A 1,833-nucleotide genomic window follows, 5' to 3' on the forward strand; every position below is an offset into this window, starting at 1 on the left:
TTTTCTCGTTCCCACAACACCCCCGGCACCCCCGCATCGAGCCAACGGCACTTCCGTCGCCTCAGACCGACCCAACGCACCGTTCGCACGATAAGGGCAGGGCAAAGGCAGGCGGGGTGAGGAAGATGCCGGCGCCGACGCACGTAGCGACTTGTTAGCCAAAGTACGGATTGTGAACCGTCTCATAAGTCCGAAGTACTCTCCGATTTTGTGCCTTCGTCCCTAGCACTTTGGCCTAGGCTGAGTCTCATGGTGGGGTTGAGCAGCTCGAGGGTGTCGCATTTGCGACTCGTTCCGACGGAACCGGAAGAACTGCAAAGGTTTGTTCAAGAAGTAGGTGGAAGGCGTGGGGGCTTTCCGTTTGCACGATCGTTGCGTTCGAAGAGGCGCTCGGTACCGGCGCAATACGCGATACGGATCAGCGTCGACAATGTTTCCACTCAGATCTGGCGACGAATCCTCGTCGCGTCGGATCTGAATCTGGATGACCTGCATTCGGTGGTTCAACGGGCAATGGGGTGGAGTGACCGTCATTCGCACGCGTGGTCCAAGTCCGGCAGCCGATTTCCCGGCGAGGTCGAAGAGTACGTAGCTTCCGGAAGCAACGCCGAGCAGCGTCGCGCCGGACGAGTGGCGATCGTAGAGTCCGCCGTACGTCTGGATGAGGTCATGGTCGCGCCCGGAGATGAAATCAGTTATCGCTACGGACGCTTCGGGAACTGGCGTCACACGCTGACACTTGAATCTTCCGAAGTACTGCCCGCCGGATTCCAAGTTATGTGCGCCGCGGGTCGCGGTGCTTGTCCGCCGGAGGAATGTGTTGGCCCTGACGAGTACGAACAGCTTCTCGGTGTTCTCGCGTCAGAAAAGTTACGCTCCCACGAGTGGACCCTGGAATGGCCGAAAACTGACTTCGAGCCGACACGATTCGAGATCGCCGAGGTCAACGATCGCTTGTCTTACAGTCGTACTTCTCGTCCGGACGACATCGTTTCTACCGACGGCGGAGCCAGCCCGTACGACATCGCAACCCTCGTCGAATGCCTGAGTCCACATCGAGTCCCGGATTTGCACGCGGTCCTCTCCCGAGCTGGAGTCGACGATCAGTCGGCAGTTGGGGATGTGGTCCAGGTCGAGGCAAGTCAACGCGTTCAGGCGGTTTTGACATTGATCGGTGTCGAGGGGATCGAGTCCGATGATTTCTTCACGACGGTTGATGCGATGCTCGATGAACCTGAACTGGGTCCTGTCAATCTGCCCAAAGGACGATCGCTCTACGCGGTGCTCAAAACCTTCGGCCTGGCGCGCAAGCACAAAGGACTCATTCTCCTGACGAAGAGGGGTCAGTCAGCTCAGCGGGACGAGTCGGCGATGTGGTCGGTGATCGTCGAGGGAGTTCCAGTCGCGACAGGCGGCTCTCAAAGAGCAGTGGAACTTCTTGTCTTGTTGGCCGTAGCCGCGGGTTTGTCGCCGGCTGAACGTCATCTGTTCGTTTCACGAGCGCTCGAGCCGATTCGCTCGTCGAGCGTTCTGATGTCCGGGTCTTTGCCATCGAAACGAGACATAACCGGGAGCACTGTGGAGGTACTCGGTTTGATCGGCGCTACGGGGTACGAGTTGGGGAAGTTCGGCACCAAAGAGGATTCGTCCTGGGCTGCTCATCTCGCGAGAGCGATTCTGCAGCGTTAACCCGAACACTGAAGCAGACAACCGAAACGGGGGGGGGGGGGGGGGCGCCACGGGCGCTCCCCCCGGCGGTGGTGGGGGGTGTTTTGGTTTTTGGGCCCGCGTGGGGGGGGGGGGGGGGGGGGCGCGGGGGGGGGGGGGGCGCAC

The 1,833-nt window shown here is 60.3% G+C and carries 1 protein-coding gene; it reads left to right on the top strand.

Features of this window, described 5'->3' with window-relative positions:
• The first annotated feature begins 372 nt into the window (after nt 1-372).
• On the top strand, nt 373-1,689 hold the full coding sequence (locus R4P65_RS26965; RefSeq protein WP_317828794.1) for a plasmid pRiA4b ORF-3 family protein: 1,317 nt from the start codon (nt 373-375) through the stop codon (nt 1,687-1,689).
• Nucleotides 1,690-1,833: the final 144 nt, after the last annotated feature.

The sequence above is a fragment of the Rhodococcus sp. IEGM 1318 genome, from assembly GCF_033142465.1.
Taxonomy (GTDB): domain Bacteria; phylum Actinomycetota; class Actinomycetes; order Mycobacteriales; family Mycobacteriaceae; genus Rhodococcus_F; species Rhodococcus_F qingshengii_B.